Here is a 19918-nt window from a genome sequence, read left to right as displayed (position 1 = left end):
GCTGTAAAAGCAGGCATTCGTTAAGCTTTTAAGGCATGAGAGTCAAGGAAAAAGGACTGTTTTAAAGGTTTCAAGCTTTCACCGAAACCAGCCTGTTAATAGCTTCAGCAAGCTTGCGTTCCTTAATCGGCTTTCCAACCACCGCAGCTGCCCCTATTCGCAGATAACTCGCTCTATCATCAGGGCCAGCGTTGGCCGTTAATGCAATGATAGGAACATCTGCTTTTGCCTTTTCCATTCCCTGCACAGCGTGAATTACCTGCGCACCATCCATACGCGGCATTCTGATATCCATAAGAATAAAATCATACGGTGGGTTGGCTTCAATTTTCTCAAGGGCAATCTGACCATCATCAGCAAACTCAAGTTGCCACGCATGCTTTGCCAAAAGTTTTTCTATCAGCATCTGATTGATGGAAACATCTTCAGCAATAAGAACCCGGAGTGGCGCTTTGGATATAGAGGGCAGCACTTCCGTCTGCACTGCGGATTTAGTAGCTTCCTGTTCGTCAGACAATTTAAACTTAGCAGTGAAGGTGAAGGTTGCTCCCTCACCCGGGATAGCTTCCGCCACCACATCACCATCCATTAAACGCGCCAGTTCACGGCTGATAGGAAGCCCTAGCCCAGTGCCGCCTGTTGATGTTGTTGAGGTATCATCAATCTGCCCAAACCGCTGAAACAGCTTTTCAGCTTCCTCCGCGTGGAACCCTACACCTTGATCTTTAACACTACATGAAACATGAGCGAAATCACCTTCGACAGTCAGTTGAGTACTGACAACAACCGAGCCTTCATCTGTAAATTTAATCGCATTATCAATCAGGTTAAAAAGAACCTGCCCAACCCTAACTGGATCACCTTCCAGAAATGTTTTACGGGGGCCTGTAAGCCTTTTGATAATAAGAACATTTTTCTTATTTTGCGCTTTGGGTAATAACAATCCTTTCACCTGCTGAAGAATAACCTCAAGATCAAAGCTTCTGGTTCTGAACTCAAATTTTCCTGCTTCGATTTTTGCAATATCCAGAAGGTCATTGATAATAACCAGCAAGCTCCGCGCGCTGAACTGTGCTGCGCTTACAGTTTCTTCCTGTTCTTTTGTTAAATCAGTTGTTTCAAGAACATCAAGCATACCCAGCACGCCAGTAAGTGGTGTCCGAAGTTCATGGGTGGTGTTGGCCAAAAATGCATCCTTGGCGATATTGGCTCTGCGCGCTTCTTCAACAGCTTTTTCCGCGTCCGCTCGTTTGCGCTCCACAAGCTTGTTAGCTTCTTCAAGCCGTGCTGCTTTATCTGCATTTTCAAGTGCCAATTCTTCAGCGCTATAGAGAGCCTTATAACGCACCATAAAGCCCATAATGCTTACAACCGCAGTACCAAACAGCAGGAAGGCAAAGTGGCCCACAAGCGGGCCGCCAAGCTGCAACATTGCATAGATATAAAGCCCGGCTGTAAGCGCTAAAAACCCTAAGAAAATCCGCACTGACAGAGTAGCCATACAGATAACAAACATAATCAACGCATTATTAGTAAGCTGAAGAATATCCCCTGACAGGTAAACATGCAGGTAAACGGCTACACTTCCCAAAATCCCTGTTGGAATAAAAGCATACCGGCACTGTTTTGGGGTAAGAGCCCCCCGAAGAACAGCTATACGAATGATCACAGAAACAATCGCTGTTGCAAGTGAACTGGATATCAACGGGATTAATATGTCACGAGGAACAAAGAAGAAATGCGCTACACTGATAACCAGATAATAAAAAGCACCAATAGAAAGAATACGGCTTAGTTGCTGCACATAGAGACGATCAAGCGCCTCTTGTATCCTATCGTTCGCCTTGAAGTAACGATCCAGCATGCTAGCCCACTCAAATTCCTCACCGGAACATAGCCTAGACCAAACCCTTTGATCCCGCAAAAGAAAAAGGGGCCGAAGCCCCCTTAGAATAAGTAACGGTTATTTACTGTTGATATAGTTTTCAACACGCGCTTCCAAAACGGTAAGCGGTAATGATCCGCCTTTCAGCACCAGATCATGGAACTCGCGGATATCAAACTTATCACCCATCTTTTCACGGGCATTATCACGCATCTCTAGAATGGAAAGCTGCCCAACTTTATAAGCCGTTGCCTGCCCTGGCCAAACAATATAGCGCTCGATTTCTGTAACAACATCACTCATCGCCATACCGGTATTAGAAGCCATATAATCAATCGCTTCTTCACGGGTCCATTTCTTTGCGTGCATACCTGTATCCACCACTAAACGCACAGCGCGGAACAGTTCAGATTGAAGGGCACCAATACGGTCAAAATTGGTTTTCAGGAAACCCATCTCTGCTGCGACACGTTCGGAATATAGCGCCCAACCTTCAATATAAGCCGTGTAACCGAGGAACTTACGGAACATTGGCAGGCCTTCCTGCTCCTGCTGCAACGCAATCTGATAGTGATGGCCTGGCACAGCTTCATGGTATGTCAAGGCGCGCATACCAAATTTTGGTGTGCCTTTAATATCATAGAGGTTCGCATAAAAACGACCAGGACGACTGCCATCAAGAGCCGGGCTGTTATAATAGCCGCCTGGTGCACCTTGTTCGAGGAACACCGGCACTCGCACAACCTCAACCGGCGCTTTTGGTTTCAAGTTAAACTGATTAGAAATACCAGCCGCGATTTCATCAACCATCGCAGTATAATCTTTAAGGATTTGAGCGCGACCCTCATCTGTATCAGGATAATAATGGCGATCTTCTGCAGCAAAACCGTTAATTAAATCAGCGAATGACTTTGATGTGTCATATCCCTCTGCCTCAAACAGCGTAAGCATCTCAGCTTGAATACGGGCCACTTCACTCAAACCAAGGTTATGAATTTCCTCAGCTGTCATATCTGTTGTTGTGAAATGCTCCAGCTGGGTTTGATAATAAGCAGCTCCGTCTGGCAGTTTCCAGGCCCCTGCATCATTGTTTGAGCGCGCCTTTAGGCCTGCAAGATAGGCCTTCAGCTCACCCCAGATTGTATACACATGCAGTTCAACAGCTTTTGCAGCTTCCTGAAGCAGGCGTAATTTATCTACATCACTAATACCTTCAATGTTTTCGACATTGTTTTTAAAGGAAACATAAAAAGCATTTTCTTTTGGCTGTCCGGCAATAAAGCCTTCAACTTGTTTTTCTGCTTTCTCAATAATGAAAGTTGGCGGGATAATACCAAGCTTTTCGCGAAGCCGGAGTTGTTCCATCACTTGGTTAAACTGCCCTCTCAACGAGTTAAGGCGCGCAATATAATGATCAGCGTCTTCAACCGTTGAAATCGCATGCGTTCCTGTAAGGAAACCAGCAATATTATTATGCCAACCGTATAGCTGCGTAATTGGGTAATTATGGAACATATATGGAGATTCTTTGATGTCTTGTTCCATGGAATGCACCATAAGGGCCTTATTCAATTTTTGCTCTTCAGTGAGCGAAGCATCATCAAAATCTTTTAGTTCTTGCAGCAACGCCTTAGTGCGCTCAAGGTCAGCCTTCTGCTTAGCCACAGAAAGATCATCAAGGCGGCCATTATGTTCGGTAATGCCCCGCTCTTCTAGAATACGAAGGCTTGAAAGCGTTTGTGGGCTTTCTTTCACCTCATCCCAGAATACTTTTTCCTGAAATTCTTCAAGCGACAGCTTTTCTGCTTTTTCTGCCGGTACTTCAGAACATGCTGCCAGTAAAATACTGCCAGCCACAGCGATAGTGCTTAATCCTTTAGAAACATACGAGCCCATATGTGCTTCCTCCCTACTCTATTTTGAGAGAGCATACCCAGCGCCCAGCCGTTCGCAAGTCATACTTCCGCGAACAAAGACCAATTAAACCTTTTCCAAACTGAACTTCATAGGTAATGATGGGCGCAAATCAGGCGGGGGCCTGCAATCGGGGAGGACTGTATGACGGAGCTTGCTGCAAGCGAACCGCAAGGCAAAGCGCTATACCAAAAAATCGGGCTACTGCTTGGGCCACTTTTATTCGGCCTAATTCTGTTATTACCTGTGCCAGAAGGCCTATCACCTGAGGCATGGAAAACTGTAGCTGTTGCTCTGTTCCTCGCCACTTGGTGGGCCACTGAAGCTATCCCTGTACCTGCAACAAGTCTCTTGCCGCTCGTGCTGCTGCCGCTACTCGGTATCACAGATTCAAAGGGCGCATCTCTACCCTATTCGAGCCCTGTAATTTATCTTCTTCTGGGAGGATTTATCGCAGCTATGGCTATGCAAAAATGGAATTTGCACCGCAGGATCGCCCTTAATATTCTTGCTCGTGTTGGTGATCATCCATATGCGCTTATTGGCGGTTTCATGGCTGCCTGTGCGCTTCTCTCTATGTGGATATCGAACACAGCCACAACACTGATGATTATCCCCATCGCCATCACCGTAGCTTCCACCATTTTAGGCGAGCAAGCAAAGGGGCACCGCTTCACGATCGCGCTTCTGATTGGCTGTGCGTGGTCAGCATCCATAGGCGGGCTTGGCACCTATATCGGCACACCACCAAACCTGTTTGTGACAGGTTTCATAGAAGAAAGCACAGGCAGGGAAATCCTGTTTTATGAATGGATGATGATTGGTGTGCCTATCGTGATGGTGATGGTACCACTGGCATGGCTCGTGCTCACGCGCATCTGTTTCCCTTTTGAGGCACGCCTTGCCAAAGGCGGATCAAGCGTTATTCAAGAAGAACTAGCGAAACTGGGCACACTAACAACACCGGAAAAACGTGTTGCGATTGCTATGACCACACTCGCTCTCGCTTGGAGTTTCCGGCAGGTTTATACCGAATGGGATTGGCTCACAGACCTTCTGCCGTTTGTTGCAAAAATTAAAGATATGCATATCGCTGTGGCTGCGGGCCTTGCCATGTTCATTATTCCGGCTGACTCTGACAACACGAAAGGGAACCTGCTGGATTGGGAAAGTGCAGTTACTCTGCCATGGGGGGTTATTCTCCTGTTTGGTGGTGGTCTCAGCATCGCGGCAGCCATTAAAACAACGGGCCTCGCACTATGGCTCGGTGAAGCTATGAGTGGCCTTGCAACAGCTCACTTATTCCTGATTATTCTGGCAATTGTCGCGCTGATTACATTCCTTACGGAACTGACAAGTAACACAGCAACCACTGCAGCGCTTGTACCTGTTTTGGGGGCTTTAGCTACCACCGCAAATATTGATCCCATCATGCTGGCAGCACCTGCTGCAATGGCGGCGAGCTGTGCCTTTATGCTACCGGTAGCAACCGGGCCAAATGCGGTAATTTTCTCAACCGGGGAAGTAAAAGTACCGCAAATGATACGAGCAGGCTTATGGCTGAATGTACTGGGTACTTTTGCTGTATCCAGTATTTGTTACTTCCTGTTGCCGCTAATTTTCTAGCCAGATATCAGCATCTGCTTTAACGAAATCATGGGCCAATAGTTCGCTATTGGCCGTTTCATATTTAGCTAGAAATTTCATACGTTCTTCATCCGTGAACTCAAAGGAAGTTTCTTCTTCCATCAGGGAACGCACTCGGTCTTTTTCAATCGGGTTAATTGGTAATTCGTACAAACACTCTTCAGCGGTTAAAGCGCGCTTCTTTTCAAATTTTCGATAAACAAACTGCTTCCGGTCATCACTAACGGTGAGCAACTCAGCCTTGTTAAGAGCAAGAGCCAATTTCAGCGCTTCAACACTCTGGCGTCCATTCCCTTTTGGCAAACGCGCTGGCGTCTCAAGCACATCTTTCAATCCAACCATCTCTATGAGCTTGCCGGCGAAACCTTCGCCTTGCAGATCTTCGAGTACATAAAATTCACTGTTTTTCAAACCGACTTTTTCAAACGTTTTTGTAAATCGCCGCCAATCAAGATCAGCGGTTGGTACTTTTTTCACAAAATCTCGAAAGCTCATATTCATCCCCCGTGACACACGGAAGGCATAGACTGATTCTATAAATTTATCCTGCCGCCTTAACATCAGGCGCGGCTGCACATCAAAACGCGGTGAAAATTCAGCAATCTTTTTCGCAAATACATCCACAGTCGGGTAAGCACGCATACTGCGGATCCCCGGCATTATACCCGGCAAACCTTCTTCGCTCACGATCACACTGTTACCGCCGAGCGCATCAAGACCATCCACAACCGGCCCTGTCTTCTTCGACCTCCACCAGCGAGACGCATAAAACCTTCGCATATCAAGGTTTTCATGGGCACACATATCAGAACGCAGCACCAGCGAGACCCCGTTTTCTTCCAGTTTTTCACGCTGGGTTTTCAGCAGTCTTTGCAGTGTTGTTGTGCCTGTTCTGTGCAAGCCCATATGGATGTATAGTGATTTCATGGCCCCGTTTTAGCGGGGGGCATAAGCTTTTGTCCATGCCTCGCTTAGTATTTTTTAATATAAATGCGGCATTACAAAACTAGACAGCAACGATCAAACCCCCATATAAGCGCGATTATGAATAAAGAGATACATATGCGCCCATTTTTAAAGATGCACGGCCTCGGCAATGATTTTGTTATTTTCGATGCTCGCACAGAACCTCTCATGATGAATGAAGAGCTGTCTTCTCGTGTGGCTAATCGCCACCGCGGCGTTGGTTGTGACCAGTTGATTGTGCTGCGTGCTTCAGAGAAAGCAGATGTATTCATGGAAATCTGGAACGCTGACGGTAGCCGCGTTGGTGCATGCGGGAATGCGACACGCTGTGTTGGTATGCTGATCTTGGATGAACTCAGCCAAGATGAAGTGAGTATTGAAACAGATGCAGGCCTTCTATCTGCAAAACGTGCTGCTGCTGGTATTTCAGTTAACATGGGCCCCGCCCGCACTGAATGGAATGAAATCCCACTGGCTTCCGAGATGGCAACCGATAGTGCTGATTTCGAAATTGACGGTGTTTCTGCCCCGGGCTGCGTAAACATGGGTAACCCGCACGCCATATTTTTTGTGGATAATGCTGAGAACGAACATATCGAAGTGATTGGCCCTCAGGCTGAGCTAAATGAATTATTCCCCGAACGTGTGAATGCTTCAATTGCTTCTGTGGATAATGGTATCATCCGCCTGCGGGTTTGGGAACGCGGCGCAGGTATCACCGAAGCTTGCGGCACAGCAGCATGCGCAAGCGTTGTAGCCGCCACCCGCAAAGGCTTGATTGACCGCAAAGCAACTGTGCGCCTAGATGGCGGAGATCTTGAAGTTGAATGGCTGGAAGACGGCACAGTGCAAATGACAGGCGCAGCAACACTTGTGTATAAAGGCGAGATCGCAGTTTGACGAACAAAGCTGACATTGTGACTTTCGGCTGCCGCCTGAACGCTTATGAAAGTGAAGTGATGCAGCGGCATGCAGATGCAGCAGGCCTTGATGATGTAATCATCGTGAACACCTGTGCTGTAACTGCAGAAGCCACCCGCCAAGCTCGTCAAAGCATTCGCCGCATGAAACGCGAACGCCCAGATACACCTATTATTGTAACGGGATGTGCAGCGCAGATTAACCCAGATGAATTCGCCAAAATGGATGAGGTAACCACCGTTCTTGGCAATCAGGAAAAGCTGGAAGCTAAATCCTTCACAGCGCTCGCCACTAACGAGCTTGAGCGTGTACAGGTAAATGATATTTTCTCTGTAAAAGAAACTGCCGGGCATTTGATTGACGGTTTCGGTGAACGGGCACGGGCGTTTGTGCAAATCCAGAATGGCTGTAATCACCGCTGTACTTTCTGCATTATTCCTTACGGTCGCGGCAACAGCCGTTCTGTTGCTATGGGTGAAACGGTTGACCAAATCAAACGGCTTGTGCAGCAAGGCTATAACGAAGTGGTTCTTACGGGCGTGGATATCACCAGTTACGGTGAAGACCTGCCTGGCAATCCAACCCTTGGCCAGCTAACACAGAAAATCCTTAAACTGGTGCCAGACCTGCCGCGCCTTCGGATCAGCTCAATCGATAGTATTGAAGTGGATGAACCGCTTTATGATGCCATCATTGGGGACGATCGATTGATGCCGCATCTGCATCTTTCCCTGCAAGCTGGGGATAACATGATCCTCAAACGGATGAAGCGCCGCCATATGCGCGAGCAAGCCATTGAGTTTTGTGATCGCGTTTCAAAAGCACGCCCTGATATGGTGTATGGTGCTGATATCATCGCAGGCTTCCCGACAGAAACTGAAGAGATGTTTGAAAACAGCCTGAGGCTCATCGAAGAATGTGATCTTACGTGGCTGCATGTATTCCCCTATTCTGAACGGGAAGGCACACCGGCTGCTCGCATTCCAAACAAAGTACCAAAGCAAATCCGCAAAGAACGGGCCGCACGCTTGCGTGCAGCTGGCGAAATGCAAACCCAGAAACTGTTTGATCGCAGCGTTGGCCGAAAAGCTAAACTCCTTTTAGAGCGCGTGGCAGAAGACGGCACGGCCCACGGCCATACCGAACAATTTATTCCAGTGACCACAAAAACCACCGCCAAAGCTGGTGAAATTATCGATGTGGTCTTGGCGAAAAATGATACCCGCTGTATGACAACAGCAGACAAAGCATAATAAAGATACGATCAGGAGCACTCATCCGTGAGCGAGCAAAAAAGAAGTTGGTTCCAGCGCCTTAAAGACGGCCTTAAAAAATCAACCAGCGCTATTTCAGATGGCATCACAGGCATTTTCACCAAAGCCAAGCTTGATGCAGACACTCTGGATGATCTCGAAGACCTGCTGATTACGTCAGATCTGGGTGTAGGCGTAGCCGCAAAGCTCACAGAAGTTCTTTCAAAAGATCGGTTCGATAAGGAAATCACTGGCGAGGAAGTGAAAGAAATCCTCTCAAGTGAGATTGAAAAAATCCTTACCCCTGTTGCAAAGCCGCTCATACCAAGCCCTGAGCATAAGCCTCACGTTATCCTGATGGCTGGCGTAAACGGTGCTGGTAAAACAACTACAATCGGTAAACTCGCCAAGAAATATAAAGGCGAAGGCAAATCCGTGATGCTTGCTGCCGGTGATACATTCCGTGCAGCAGCTGTTGAACAGCTTCAGGTTTGGGGGGAACGCACAGACGTCCCTGTCGTTACAAAAGAAATTGGTTCAGACGCCGCCGCTCTTGCTTTTGAAGCCTTGGACCGTGCTGTCCGCGAAAATGTGGATGTACTGTTAATTGATACCGCTGGTCGCCTTCAGAACCGTGAAGAGCTGATGGATGAGCTGGCAAAAGTAGTGCGTGTAATTGGCAAAAAACTGGACGGTGCCCCGCATGATACGGTGATCGTGCTTGATGCTACCACGGGCCAAAATGCTGTGCACCAGGTGGAAGTATTCCAGAAGATGGCGAAGATCACGGGCATTATCATGACCAAACTGGACGGCTCCGCCCGTGGCGGTGTTCTTGTGGCTTGCGCCGAGAAATTCGGCCTGCCTGTTCACGCCATCGGTGTGGGTGAAAGCATCGAAGACCTTCAGCCCTTTGACCCTAAGGAGTTCGCTAGAACACTCGTTGGCGCTGAATAGATTAGAATAACATATACTATTCTGAATCAAATCCAAGCATACCAGCGGAGCTAATAGCCTTGGCTTTTTTTAGCTCCGTCAAACCTTTTTCTATCCCTTCGACAGATATCGGCCAAGTTTCTGGGTTTGAAGTATCAAAAGCACTACCACGCCATTCGATATGGTGATTTATCAATACATTATCCATTACAAGAAAGGCGAAAACACCAATCTCCCCAACATCGCCTTCATATCCAGGCATAGGTACACCAACAACTTTTGGGCAATAAACTTTAATCAAAGCTATATTTTTTTCCATCAACAAAACCTCTTCACTATAGCTTTGGCAAGCATCGCGCAGGGCTTGCAAGGAATAATCACTCCATATTTTTGCAGCTATCGGCCTATTATTTTTTAGGGCAGAAACAGCGAAAATTGATTTCCAATTTTTGAAACTTTCATCCCGAGGAATCAATTCAAATACAAAATTACGGCCTTTCTGGTTTCTAAAAGGCCTCACCTCAAGAAATGGGTTTTCTACATCAGTTATCCATGGCGGAGTTCCATGCTGAAAAGTTACGCCATATAAATTAATTACAGAGGAGATCTTTTTCTCATCAGCCAGAACATGGTTCGAAATAATAACTAATAATAAAACAAAGAATAAACGCATACTTCTTCCCCCCTGATATGCTAAATTCATCTTGGATATTGGCCTGAAAATATAAGCCTTTTTTACATCTTTAGAAACTTACTAAAGCACCGCTACTTACACAACTAATTACACTCTTTAGCCCTCCTAACATATTCATATAAGAGCATCTAATAATGCAAACGATTCTTATATGCATTATTCTTGACTCTCTTACTTAAGAGATAATAATAATGATTATTATTATTCGCCTAGAGGGATTCATCATGGCATTTTCTAGTTTTTCCAGCCCGGTACGTGCTGGGGTATTTGCGCTTGCAGCGTTTGGGCTTGCAGCATGCGCGAACCATACGGCGCCAGTAGCTATATCTTCAGCACCGGCCGCAGAAGCAAAAGTTGCACAAACTTTTGAAGCAGACAGAGCTGCCATTCTCGCAATGGTTGGTGACTATAAAGTGACTTTCGATTTCCGTGAGACGGTTTCTTTCAAAGACGGATATGAAATCAAAAAGCCGAAGCTTTCCGGCGGCCACGAAATGGTGCGTGTGATCGAAGATACAGGCACTTATATCGCTCTTCAGCATATTCTGATTGTGGGCGACGGTGAGAAAATGCCTGTTATGCCAATCAAACACTGGCGACAGGACTGGATTTTTGAGCCTACAAGCATCATGGAATATGCGGGCGCAAACATCTGGGAAAAGCGCGAACTGACAGAAACAGAACGCGCGGGCAAATGGGCGCAGGTTGTTTACCAGGTTGATGATGCACCGCGTTATGCGGCTGTTGCCGCTTGGGATCACTCAAACGGTTCACCCGCATGGACATCGCCAAAAAGCTGGCGCCCACTTCCGCGCCGTGACGCTACCAAGCGCGATGATTACCACACAATTTCTGCCGTAAACCGCCACGCAATTACGCCAAACGGCTGGGTGCACGAGCAAGATAATGCCAAGATTATTATTGATGGTAACAACACAGAGGTTCTCGTGCACGAGATTGGCCTGAACACCTACAAGAAATTTGGTGATTTCCGTACTGATGTGGGCACAGATTATTGGGAAAAAACCGAAGGCTTGTGGACAGCAGTTCGAGCAGAATGGGATAAGCTTTTCGCTGAAAATGATACCGTTGCGCTTACTATTCTTGGTGAACCTCAGGAAATGTACATGGCAATCCTTGGCGTAGCTGCTGATCTTCAAGACGGTAAAATCACTGAAGCGAAATCAATCGCAGATACTAAAGAGATTATGGCGGAATATATCACCACCAAACCACTATCGGCTGGTGACCGCTTGGCCGCTGCCAGACAGGAAGAAGCTGCTTCCGATTAAGATAAAAATAAGGGCAAACCAATTTGGTTTGCCCTTTCTTCCTTTTAGGATATTGCATCCAGTATCTGGCGCATCTGCTCATTTTTCGGGTAGGCATTATCCGCATTCCATCCAAGACGCACGATAATAGTATTCTCACTCGGGAACATCATCACCATCTGATCACGGCTACCGAGCATAGCATACGTATCAGCTGGTAGATCAGGCCACCGCGCTTCCTCATTCCCATAATTCAACCAGAACTGATAGCCGTAGCCCTTGTTGTTTTCGGTGTGGTTTGGTGTTAGCGCACGCTTCACCCAGGCTTCTGTCACAATACGGTGGCCATTAAGTTCACCACCGTTCAGCATTAACTGCCCTACACGCGCCCAATCTCTGGCGCTTGAAAGCATGAAAGAACCACCCATCAAAACACCCTGCGGGTCTGTTTCAAAAAGCGTATCCCGCATTCCCATTGGTTTCAGGAACGTGCCGTAGAGATAATCAAGGTTCGCCTGCGCACCGCCATTCTTTTCAAATACAAGGCGTGAAAGCAGATTCGATGTACCTGACGAATACTGGTAGTGCGTGCCCGGTTCGGCAACCAGCGGTACATCAAGCCCAAGAGCCGAACCGCTGTTTTCTGTGAACAACAAGCGGGTTACAGTTTCACCTGGCTGGTAGGTTTCCGCGAGATCAAGACCAGAGGCCATATGGAGCATATCATCGAGAGAAATCTCTTTACGCTCATCATCTGCCCAATTTCCAAACACAGGCTTATGAGCTGGATCAATAAGGCCACGCATTTCCATATTGCCAACCATAATGGCATTCATGCTTTTGGTCATAGACCAGCCAAAAAGCTTACTTTTTGCGTCGAAGCCTTCAGCATAAGTTTCTGCAATAACCTGCCCGTCTTTCACCACAAGATACGCTCGCGTCTGAAGGCCAGCCGCATTATCTTTTACGATCAGGTTTTCGAGGATAGCTTGCACTTCCGCATCGGGCGCAAGCGCCTTATTCCCCATAGGCCACAGAGCATTTGGTTCATTCTCAAAATTTGGGATCGTTAATCGATCAAGAGCCGATGTATCACCAATATCCAGCGCGCAACCCAAACCCTCTCGGTAAGAAGCCGATGTTATATCAAGGCCCAAGAACTCCGCACTTACACGTTTTTCACTGTCATCATAAGTAATATCAAGTTCAGCCAGTAGCGGAGAGTAACTGCCCAGATCGCTCAAGTTCTGCTCAGCGCCAATGCCGGAAACATATTTCGCAGAGCAGGCAACCATCGCTCCCATACCGGTTACCATGGCTGGCGCATTTGAAACATATGCTGGTGTGATACCCGAAGCATATGAAGCCACCGCCAGCACGCCTGCAACACCTACAGGGATTTTCCACCATTTGCTCATACTTGCCTCACAGATTTATTGAATAGATGACACTATAGCTTTTAAGGGCACAGGCAAGTGTTAACGCACCTACCAACACCTTCAGGCATTCATCGCCTATCCCTGCCTAAGGCTGAAAGAAAACCTGTGTTGGCAATTTATTATCCACATCATGATCCTGATCACGGACACACCTATAAAGAGCAAGATATATTTAAAAGGTAGTTTTAAGTATATCCTTCCACTCAAAGACTGGTGATATATGTCTCTAACACTAGAAGAAGCTACATCTCTTTCCTGTAATTGCGGCTTACGAGCAATATCATTTGGTGGTGCAGGCATGATCCTTGGTGATCTACTGTTTCCTATAAACCACCACGCTCTGCATTCAGGGGCAATTTCACTTATTCTGTTTAGCGGCATGACAATCGGCATGCTGCTATTCTGCATACCTGCCTGCCTCAAAGCAGGCCTCTGCCTTAAACACCACTTTAATCGGCTACAGATCATTACCATTCACACGATCGGCGCTATTACGATGTTTGCAGGCATGATGCTAGCTGGCGATCTGGCAAGTTTTCATTTCATGGAAGAGACAGTTTTTAACAGCGTTGTTCTTAACGCTGCGATGATTGCTGGCATGGGTATTGGCACCTCTGCTGGCTATTTGTTGAGTGTAACCATCATTGACCAAAGTAAACGTTGGTTGAATGCTCAAATTTAATAAGGGTTTATTATGACTGAAACAGTAAATGCCACATCTATTCGAGCTTCTTTAGGTGGCGTAAGAATGCGCAAAAACATCCTGCATTTGTCAGCTAGAGAATTGAATGACTTTAGAAAAGCTATTGAGGGGTTATATAAAATTTCCGAAGAGGGCGGTAATAACGATGAACGGGGTTATCAGTGGATAGCAGGTGTTCACGGATACCCAACTCCAGTTTACTGCCAACATGGTAATGCCAATTTCCCTACATGGCACCGTGCATATTTATATGAATATGAGCAGAGGCTGCAGGATATTGTTCCAACTGTTATGCTACCCTATTGGGATTGGTCAGCAGAAGATGCCCATTTGATCGGCATTCCAGACGCATTCACCGATGAAACATATACAGACCTAGATACCGGCGAAACCAAACCCAATCCACTTCTCTCTGCTTACTCACAAGTGACTAACACTCAAACCACCCGGAACCCACACCCTAACGATGAACTTTCTAATCTTAGAAACCAGTATGAACTTGCACTAAGGCAACAAACTTATGATCGTTTCCACCCCGCACTCGAACAACCCCATAATGGTTTACATGTCTGGGTAGGCGGCGATATGGGGCGTGTACCTCTTTCTGCTTATGATCCGATTTTCTGGTGTCACCACTGCAATGTAGACCGCCAATGGTTTGAATGGCAGCGCCATAACGGCAACAGCACTGTACCAACTTCTGTCCTCAACTGGGTATGCGCCCCCTTTCCTTATAAAGGCCAGGACACTATGGATACGGCATATTTTGGTTACACATATGCTGATAGCGAATTCACCCCTGAAACAGATGGAGATGAAGCAGCTATCACTCCATCTGCGAACGCTAATACTGGGTATCTTAGAATTCCCGTTTCAGATCGTAGCTTCAAGCATGCTTTTCTTGAAATTCAAGGCCTGCAAAAAGCGGAAGAAACACTGATTATCAATATCGCGATTGGAGAAACGGATACAGTGGCTGACTTTACGGGTGCAGCAAGATTCGTGATATTAGGCCATGGCCAATGTCCGGGTGCGCCAGGCCACTGTTCCGTTCCAGAACCAAATCCTTATGATAAAAGGGCAAAACATCATCTTACCCCATTCGATTCCTACCAAGATATTACGAACCCCTTGAAGGATTATTTAGACAATGGGCAAGATATGATCGTACTGACGATTACGGTAACAGATCAAGACAACCGACCCGTTCCAGTTGCAGACTTGCCGTACAAGGGCATATCAATTGTAACACACCGCTAAGCGGGTATTAACTCCAACTCATCATATGTGAATGCTGCATCTGTAGCATTCACTACTTCTAGCTCACAATATAGTTCTCGAATATTATGGGTTTGAATGATTGGGATAATATCATTGGGGATTTCCAAGAATGCATCATATTTAGGAGCCGACGCTCTATTGTTTGGTACGCCTACTTCATAAACATCATGTAGGCTTTCCCCGAACCCATATGATGCCAACTCCCCTACATTCATCCGTTTACCATCTGGCATTTCAATAAAGAAACAGAACCGTACGCTATCCTTTAAAGGGGCGATGCCTTTAAAATGTAAGACCTGCCCTTTTTCACCTACTCCACAAGGCATAGATATTAAAACCCGCATACATTGCTCCTATCATACATTGAGAAATATATCATAGTATCGAGCACCTTGCACACGCCGGGCAAAATAACGTTACTGCCGTCATCATAAAAAAGATAATATCCTGTTTCGTTCCCGATCTATGGAATTTCAGCCCTGTCTTCAAAAAAGTAGCATAGTCAATTTGAAACTCCACTCACTCATATGAGGTAAAAAGTAATGGAGCAAACAAGGCAGAAAACCAACCTACCTTGTTTCATACACTACATAACTGATCTAATTTTTCATCTAAAGATCAAACACCTGCCCAATATTTAAGAGCGCCTTCGGCAACAAGGCGTTCAATATCTTCTGGCACTATCTGCGGTGTGTTTTCATAATCTCCTGCGCCTAACACAAGGCGTTCAAGGCTAAGTGCCTGTAGAGCGAGGCCAAGGTCCATAATCTCGATCGGGTTGCCGTCACCTGCCGCCAGATTAACGGGATTACCGCCTGCCAGCAGATAAAGCGTATTATCATTACATAGACTATAGGCCGTTATATGCTCCCTCACCTCAGAGGAGGTAGTAGACATATCAGCTAACGCATCAACACTTATTTCACTGGCGAAATGACCCGCATTGGCAATGATGGTTTTATCTTGCATCACTGCAAAATGCTCAGCACCTAAAACACCGCGTTCACCGGTCACGGTAATCACGAGGTCAGCAACCGAGACCGCATTCGTAAGATCGGCGGTTTGGAACCCTTCGAGGTGTGCTTCAAGGCGTGTGAGCGGGTTCGCCTCAACTACCACAACATGTGCACCCAAGCCCCTGAGACGCTGCGCTACGCCAGAGCCACAATAACCATACCCAATGACTACAGCCCGTTTCCCGTGCAGCATAATATTGGTGGCCCGCATAATACCGTCCATCACACTGGAGCCTACACCAAAGCGGTTTTCAACAATCCGCTTTGCTTGTGTATCATTGATTACAAAGGTTGGAAAATTGCCTGTCAGTTCCTCTCTACGAATACGGTTAGCGCCAGTCGTGGTTTCCTCTGTCGCTCCAATAAGGCTGGTTTGTAGGTGAGAAAACTCAGAGTGTTGGTAGATCAGATGATGTAGGTCCCCACCATTATCGGCGATCAAATCAGGAGTAAATTCCAACACACGCTCATAGTAGGATAGATGTTCCTCAAAGCTTTCATTTTTACGAGTAAAAACAGATATGCCCATATCAGCGACAAGGGCTGCGGCGGTATCATCCTGTGTGGTGCCCGGGCTGCCAGTAATTGCGATGTCTGCACCGCCCTTGCGGAGTGCTTCAAGCCAAACCCCGGTCTTGGCTTCTAGATGCAGGCAAATAGAAATGGCTTTGCCTTGAAAAGGTTTTTCACGCTCAAACCTTTCACCGATTGAATGTGTGATAGGCATGTTTGCCCGCGCCCATTCAATGCGCTTGCGGCCACTGGGGGCCAAATTGATATCTTCTATTTCATACGTTTTTTCATAGTTCACGTTCGTCCCTTCAAGGCGCGTTATTTAGTGATTGATGGGTAGAGTATAAAGCCATCTTCCTTTACAGCCAATGAAGAGAATTAATAAACTTAGGTTTAATTGAATCTGAGTTCACAACATCTAAATATTCTCTCATAAGTATAAAAATATACATGCGGCACCACATATAATGTGAACTCTAGACAGAGAGGATATGCACAATGTGCAGACTATTCTTATCTATGGCACTGCTGTGTGCAGTGTTTATCGCAGTACCGCTGAAAACCAGAGCGACAACCGAGAGCCCTACCCAAGAGAAAATTGATAGCTACATCCGCGAAGTCATGGCGGTCCACGGCATTCCCGGTATTGCCCTTGCTGTTATCAAAGATGGTAAGACTATCCACGAAGGATATTATGGCTATGCGAACCTGGAGCACCGTGTACCTTTATCGAAAAATCAGATGTTCTGGGTACATTCATCCACCAAACTTTTAACATCAGTCGCTGTTTTCCAGCTTATTGAGGAAGGCAAGCTTTCTGTGGAAACTTATGTCCACACCCTTTTCCCGAACTTCCCGGCGAATTGGAAAAAGGTACAGGTAAAGCACTTGCTCAGCTATTCCTCAGGCCTGCCAGATATTCTGGAACACCGATTAGCCTTCAAAGATTTAACTGAAGCGGAAATCATAGAGCGCCTTGCGGAAGATGATATGCAGTTCGAAACAGGCGCAAGATACCGTTATAATCAAACCAATTTCTGGCTTTTAAGCCGGATTATCGCCAAGCTTTCTGGGCAAAGCTTTGAAGATTTTGTCCTGTCACGCCAACTTGAAAATACCAAATCGGCTCTTTTTAACTCCAATGCTTTCGAGGTTATTCCAAACCGGATTGTGAAATATAACTTTAACCGGATGTCTAAAACCTATGAACGGCTTGATTTCAATGCTGGCCCCGTTGCACACAGCTCGAACGGGCTCAATATCAGTCTTAATGAGTTCATAAAATGGAACAATCGCCTTGATAAAGGCGAACTTCTGAAAAACAGCACCAAGCAGCAGATGTGGCAGCAGTTCCATTACAGCAACTCAGATCGCCGTTTCATGCACGGCTGGGATTATTATCCTCTTGCAGGCGTGGATAGCATCGGTTTCACGGGGGGTGGTGTTTCCAGCTTCAGGAAATTCCCAACAGAAGATCTCACCATCATCTATCTAAGCAATGGGTTTGAATATCAGATTATCCACAACACGGTCATCAACCATGTTGCAAGCCTTGTGGATGAGAAACTGTATGACAAAAACAAACTTATCCACGAACAAGTCACAAACAGCTTTTTAGCTTATGATTTTGATGATGCTATCGCACGTTACATGAAGTTGAAGGCTGATAATTCAGATATCAACATGGAAGCTATTATCAATGATGTAGGCTATATGTTGATGCGTAAAAGAGATTTTGAAAGTGCTATCAAGCTATTCGCAGTAAACATTGAGGACTTTCCAAATTCCTGGAACACTTACGATAGCCTCGCTGATGCTTACGAACGTTCTGGTGATAAAGCACATGCCATTGAGTTTTACCGAAAAGCAACTGAGCATAACCCCGGCGCTGAACAGATGAAGCGCATTGAAGCTACTATCAAACGGCTGTCTGAAACCGAATAGATTTTAAAAAGGGCGCTATAGAAAGCGCCCTTTCTTTATTAATTCAATTTCTTCAGAAAAGCTTTCATCTTGGCAGTGCTATCCACACCCGCTTTTTTATTACCCTCATCAGTGCCGCCAATAGGATAATCCGGGTTTAGAAGGTGCCCAGCATCTGGATAATGTGCGTGGGAGCAACTACCCCCTGCAGCTTCCATACGCTTGCAAACATCATCCGCCATCATACCCGCTGGCCAGATTTCATCCATACCGCCAGACATCAGAAGAACGGAACCTCTTATATTTTCTGCGGGGATCACTGCTTTTTCTGCAAAGGTTTCCTGCTTTAAAGAAGCCTCATACAGATCAACAAGGGAGTTTATCTGAACACCCTGTGCAAATGGCACATGAGCCATTGGCTCTCCACCCACAGTCCAGCTGGACGATGGTATTTTCGTCCAATCCTTAAGGATACCAGCCCACACAACGCTGCTTGGGGCAATTGCCATTACACCTTTATAAGAAGGATCACGCGAGGCAAGAAGAAGGGAAAGTTCTGCGCCTTTCGACCAACCTACAATAATCACACCATCATCTTTTGTATCAGCGCGAGCCTGCAACCAATCTTTCGGTGCATCAAAATATTCAAGAGGGATTTCGTTCAGTTCCTGTGGCAGGCCTTCTTCCTTAAAGTAGGCTAAAGACAGAACCGGATATCCCATATCTGAAATTTTAGTAGCCAAATCTTTTGGTTTACCGCCCTCTGAACCACCAAGTACCAACACGCCATATTTCTTACCTTCGGTAGGTGCAAAATCAGCAACAAATTGATCCGTTTGAACTGAGTTAAAATCTGAAGCTTGGGCGGGAACCGCCATTGATACTGCTGCATAAGCCGCAGCAGCCACTAAAATCTTTTTCATAATATCCTCGCTGTATTTTTATATGTTATTATCTAAACATAAGTTCAGCAAAGGCCGTTACAAGGGCAGTTATTTCGCAATCCAATATTCAGTGATATTTATGATTTTTCCGTCTTTAAACCCAAACATTGCCAGTCTTGGTTCGGTCAGAATATTTTTCCCGTTCTCATCCTTGTAAGCACCAAGATATTCCACTGCCACAAACCTGTTGCCGTGAATTGTATGGATTATCTGTGTGATATTCTCAGGCCCGTCCTGATATGCACCTGCTTCAAGGTTGCGAATAAATGCTTTGCGCCAAGTCGCCCTATCAAAATTCGCATCATATTCAGCATGAATATATTCTACATCTTCATGCATATCACCGAGTAGCGCATCAATATCAGCCACTGTTGAACCTTGCATACTCACTTTATCAAGGTGCGCAAAATAGGCCTGAATCTTTGATAATTGGCAGTCTTTAGAGCATTCATCGGTTGCACTAATCGCTGATGAAAGATATAGGAACGGCAAAAGGGCCAACAGTTTCAAATACGACATAGAATCCCCCACGTTATTTGTACTTGTAAATAAGGCGTGGGCTACACATTTGAAACATCGATGCGGTGTAATGGTTTGCTTTAGCGACCAACG

Annotated in this window: 17 protein-coding genes; 8 read left to right on the top strand and 9 right to left on the bottom strand. The window is 46.1% G+C overall.

Annotation, left to right across the window (positions count from 1 at the left end; translation table 11 throughout):
- Positions 1 to 70 precede the first annotated feature (70 nt).
- Together KFE96_RS04600 and KFE96_RS04595 are read right to left on the bottom strand one after the other, a co-directional pair.
- Positions 71 to 1864, bottom strand: coding sequence for an ATP-binding protein (locus KFE96_RS04600; RefSeq protein ID WP_255834829.1), 1794 nt, complete (start codon positions 1862 to 1864; stop codon positions 71 to 73).
- A 99-nt stretch (positions 1865 to 1963) separates the two neighbouring features.
- Positions 1964 to 3781, bottom strand: a complete 1818-nt coding sequence (locus KFE96_RS04595; RefSeq protein WP_255834828.1) for a DUF885 family protein — start codon at positions 3779 to 3781, stop codon at positions 1964 to 1966.
- Between the two features lie 162 nt (positions 3782 to 3943).
- On the opposite strand from KFE96_RS04595, the gene KFE96_RS04590 reads away from it, so the two are divergent.
- Positions 3944 to 5425 carry a DASS family sodium-coupled anion symporter gene (locus KFE96_RS04590; protein ID WP_255834827.1) on the top strand — a complete coding sequence of 494 codons (1482 nt, stop codon included), beginning with the start codon at positions 3944 to 3946 and terminating at the stop codon, positions 5423 to 5425.
- Here KFE96_RS04590 and KFE96_RS04585 read toward each other — a convergent pair.
- Positions 5414 to 6373 (bottom strand): hypothetical protein, encoded by a 960-nt coding sequence (locus KFE96_RS04585; RefSeq protein ID WP_255834826.1) that lies wholly within the window; start codon positions 6371 to 6373, stop codon positions 5414 to 5416. The genes KFE96_RS04590 and KFE96_RS04585 overlap by 12 nt on opposite strands.
- Positions 6374 to 6508: 135 nt before the next feature.
- Between KFE96_RS04585 and dapF the strand changes: the two genes are divergently transcribed.
- Genes dapF through ftsY form a run of 3 tightly spaced genes read left to right on the top strand, consistent with a single transcriptional unit; the run spans position 6509 to position 9543 of the window.
- Positions 6509 to 7312 (top strand): diaminopimelate epimerase, encoded by an 804-nt coding sequence (dapF, locus tag KFE96_RS04580; RefSeq protein WP_255834825.1) that lies wholly within the window; start codon positions 6509 to 6511, stop codon positions 7310 to 7312.
- Positions 7309 to 8586 (top strand): tRNA (N(6)-L-threonylcarbamoyladenosine(37)-C(2))-methylthiotransferase MtaB, encoded by a 1278-nt coding sequence (mtaB, locus tag KFE96_RS04575; RefSeq protein WP_255834824.1) that lies wholly within the window; start codon positions 7309 to 7311, stop codon positions 8584 to 8586. Before dapF ends, mtaB begins: the two co-directional genes overlap by 4 nt.
- Positions 8587 to 8613: 27 nt before the next feature.
- Complete coding sequence (gene ftsY / locus KFE96_RS04570; RefSeq protein ID WP_255834823.1) at positions 8614 to 9543, top strand: signal recognition particle-docking protein FtsY; 930 nt, start codon at positions 8614 to 8616, stop codon at positions 9541 to 9543.
- Positions 9544 to 9559: 16 nt separating this feature from the next.
- Here ftsY and KFE96_RS04565 read toward each other — a convergent pair whose 3' ends face one another.
- A complete protein-coding gene (locus KFE96_RS04565) occupies positions 9560 to 10195 on the bottom strand; it encodes a hypothetical protein (protein WP_255834822.1) in 636 nt (211 codons plus the stop codon).
- Positions 10196 to 10440: 245 nt separating this feature from the next.
- On the opposite strand from KFE96_RS04565, the gene KFE96_RS04560 reads away from it, so the two are divergent.
- A complete protein-coding gene (locus KFE96_RS04560; protein ID WP_255834821.1) occupies positions 10441 to 11508 on the top strand; it encodes a DUF6607 family protein in 1068 nt (355 codons plus the stop codon).
- Between the two features lie 44 nt (positions 11509 to 11552).
- Here KFE96_RS04560 and KFE96_RS04555 read toward each other — a convergent pair whose 3' ends face one another.
- Positions 11553 to 12905: a serine hydrolase gene (locus KFE96_RS04555; protein ID WP_255834820.1), complete on the bottom strand. Its 1353-nt coding sequence runs from the start codon at positions 12903 to 12905 to the stop codon at positions 11553 to 11555.
- A 241-nt stretch (positions 12906 to 13146) separates the two neighbouring features.
- On the opposite strand from KFE96_RS04555, the gene KFE96_RS04550 reads away from it, so the two are divergent.
- Both KFE96_RS04550 and KFE96_RS04545 read left to right on the top strand, forming a co-directional pair.
- A complete protein-coding gene (locus KFE96_RS04550; RefSeq protein ID WP_255834819.1) occupies positions 13147 to 13608 on the top strand; it encodes a hypothetical protein in 462 nt (153 codons plus the stop codon).
- A 12-nt stretch (positions 13609 to 13620) separates the two neighbouring features.
- On the top strand, positions 13621 to 14889 hold the full coding sequence (locus KFE96_RS04545) for a tyrosinase family protein (protein ID WP_255834818.1): 1269 nt from the start codon (positions 13621 to 13623) through the stop codon (positions 14887 to 14889).
- Here the strand turns inward: KFE96_RS04545 and KFE96_RS04540 are convergent.
- Both KFE96_RS04540 and KFE96_RS04535 read right to left on the bottom strand, forming a co-directional pair.
- On the bottom strand, positions 14886 to 15254 hold the full coding sequence (locus KFE96_RS04540) for a hypothetical protein (RefSeq protein ID WP_255834817.1): 369 nt from the start codon (positions 15252 to 15254) through the stop codon (positions 14886 to 14888). The genes KFE96_RS04545 and KFE96_RS04540 overlap by 4 nt on opposite strands.
- Positions 15255 to 15528: 274 nt before the next feature.
- Positions 15529 to 16737 carry an adenosylhomocysteinase gene (locus tag KFE96_RS04535; RefSeq protein ID WP_255834816.1) on the bottom strand — a complete coding sequence of 403 codons (1209 nt, stop codon included), beginning with the start codon at positions 16735 to 16737 and terminating at the stop codon, positions 15529 to 15531.
- A gap of 200 nt (positions 16738 to 16937) precedes the next feature.
- Here KFE96_RS04535 and KFE96_RS04530 point away from each other — a divergent pair, with 200 nt between their 5' ends.
- Positions 16938 to 18383, top strand: a complete 1446-nt coding sequence (locus KFE96_RS04530) for a beta-lactamase family protein (RefSeq protein WP_255834815.1) — start codon at positions 16938 to 16940, stop codon at positions 18381 to 18383.
- A gap of 38 nt (positions 18384 to 18421) precedes the next feature.
- Here the strand turns inward: KFE96_RS04530 and KFE96_RS04525 are convergent, their stop codons facing one another.
- Positions 18422 to 19285, bottom strand: a complete 864-nt coding sequence (locus KFE96_RS04525) for an acyl-CoA thioester hydrolase/BAAT C-terminal domain-containing protein (protein ID WP_255834814.1) — start codon at positions 19283 to 19285, stop codon at positions 18422 to 18424.
- A 69-nt stretch (positions 19286 to 19354) separates the two neighbouring features.
- Positions 19355 to 19825: a nuclear transport factor 2 family protein gene (locus tag KFE96_RS04520; RefSeq protein WP_255834813.1), complete on the bottom strand. Its 471-nt coding sequence runs from the start codon at positions 19823 to 19825 to the stop codon at positions 19355 to 19357.
- Between the last annotated feature and the right edge of the window lie 93 nt (positions 19826 to 19918).

Source organism: Kordiimonas sp. SCSIO 12603 (assembly GCF_024398035.1).
Lineage (GTDB): Bacteria > Pseudomonadota > Alphaproteobacteria > Sphingomonadales > Kordiimonadaceae > Kordiimonas.
The sequence above is the reverse complement of the archived record's forward strand: the minus strand, read 5'-3'. Positions and strand labels throughout refer to the sequence as shown.

Coding starts and splice junctions, on each gene's coding strand:
- KFE96_RS04555 (WP_255834820.1), bottom strand. CDS start 12,905: ATGAGCAAATGGTGGAAAATCCCTGTAGGTGTTGCAGGCGTGCTGGCG.
- KFE96_RS04565 (WP_255834822.1), bottom strand. CDS start 10,195: ATGCGTTTATTCTTTGTTTTATTATTAGTTATTATTTCGAACCATGTT.
- KFE96_RS04545 (WP_255834818.1), top strand. CDS start 13,621: ATGACTGAAACAGTAAATGCCACATCTATTCGAGCTTCTTTAGGTGGC.
- dapF (WP_255834825.1), top strand. CDS start 6,509: ATGCGCCCATTTTTAAAGATGCACGGCCTCGGCAATGATTTTGTTATT.
- KFE96_RS04585 (WP_255834826.1), bottom strand. CDS start 6,373: ATGAAATCACTATACATCCATATGGGCTTGCACAGAACAGGCACAACA.
- KFE96_RS04600 (WP_255834829.1), bottom strand. CDS start 1,864: ATGCTGGATCGTTACTTCAAGGCGAACGATAGGATACAAGAGGCGCTT.
- KFE96_RS04525 (WP_255834814.1), bottom strand. CDS start 19,285: ATGAAAAAGATTTTAGTGGCTGCTGCGGCTTATGCAGCAGTATCAATG.
- KFE96_RS04590 (WP_255834827.1), top strand. CDS start 3,944: ATGACGGAGCTTGCTGCAAGCGAACCGCAAGGCAAAGCGCTATACCAA.
- KFE96_RS04540 (WP_255834817.1), bottom strand. CDS start 15,254: ATGCGGGTTTTAATATCTATGCCTTGTGGAGTAGGTGAAAAAGGGCAG.
- KFE96_RS04560 (WP_255834821.1), top strand. CDS start 10,441: ATGGCATTTTCTAGTTTTTCCAGCCCGGTACGTGCTGGGGTATTTGCG.
- KFE96_RS04595 (WP_255834828.1), bottom strand. CDS start 3,781: ATGGGCTCGTATGTTTCTAAAGGATTAAGCACTATCGCTGTGGCTGGC.
- KFE96_RS04520 (WP_255834813.1), bottom strand. CDS start 19,825: ATGTCGTATTTGAAACTGTTGGCCCTTTTGCCGTTCCTATATCTTTCA.
- KFE96_RS04550 (WP_255834819.1), top strand. CDS start 13,147: ATGTCTCTAACACTAGAAGAAGCTACATCTCTTTCCTGTAATTGCGGC.
- KFE96_RS04530 (WP_255834815.1), top strand. CDS start 16,938: ATGTGCAGACTATTCTTATCTATGGCACTGCTGTGTGCAGTGTTTATC.